At 39.3% G+C, this 771-nt stretch carries 1 protein-coding gene and 1 pseudogene; both read left to right on the forward strand.

Going from position 1 to position 771, the window contains the following annotated elements; all coding sequences use genetic code 11:
- Positions 1-122, forward strand: a pseudogene (locus BHE81_RS28890) (hypothetical protein); the annotation flags it as partial.
- A 376-nt stretch (positions 123-498) separates the two neighbouring features.
- The coding region (locus BHE81_RS25770; RefSeq protein ID WP_172622153.1) for a hypothetical protein at positions 499-771 on the forward strand (273 nt) is incomplete at its 3' end.

Raw genomic sequence — 771 nt, forward strand, 5'->3', positions numbered from 1 at the left:
CAGGCGCTTTTACCAGCCCTGTTAATAAACTGGACTGTGATGGCATCATCATTAATGTGCCTGGTGGGCAGTATTATTCCTATATCCATCAGTGGGAATTATATAAAGCTAACTCAAAATGAAATGCTGATTAACAAACTGGATTGACCGGTAGGGATGGAACAATGGAAAGACAGCAAGAAATTGGCCAGCAATTTGGTTTTTTGATAGTTCTTCTTTTAATTGTGTTAACTGGGTATTTTTTTTGTGCAGTATATTGAAGATTCTAGCGATATGCAGCCCGCTACTCCAGAACAACTGCAAAGTATTATTCATTAGACACCTTGTGCAGGTGAGGCGTTACGTTTAGCAATTCAAACTAACACAGGCACTTCGTCAGAGCCATTAACTTTCGGTGACGCAAAAAAGATGGCATCAGAATGCAAGTATAAAGAAGAGATTAAAGCAGTACGTGAAAAAAACTTAACGCACTGAACGCTATGAGCAAATAATCAGGGGATGGATATGATGCTGTTTCTTCGAAAGTACGGATTTTTGTTTATACCTCCAGTCTACTGGCTCATCTATCTGGGAGCCAGACTGACTTACAATGGACTGGCAGGAGAGTTTTCTCCTGATTTCTTTCAGGGTATTCGACATGAAGGCGTCTATATTATCTGTAGTTTGTGTGTATTTTATTTTTTCTGCTTAGAGGTGGAAGTTGGTGATGGGGAGTTCTCAGCGAACATTCTGTTCCTGATTGTTTTCTTTCATGTGGTTTTATTATTTATC

The organism is Klebsiella sp. AqSCr, from assembly GCF_008452795.1.
Lineage (GTDB): Bacteria > Pseudomonadota > Gammaproteobacteria > Enterobacterales > Enterobacteriaceae > Klebsiella > Klebsiella pneumoniae.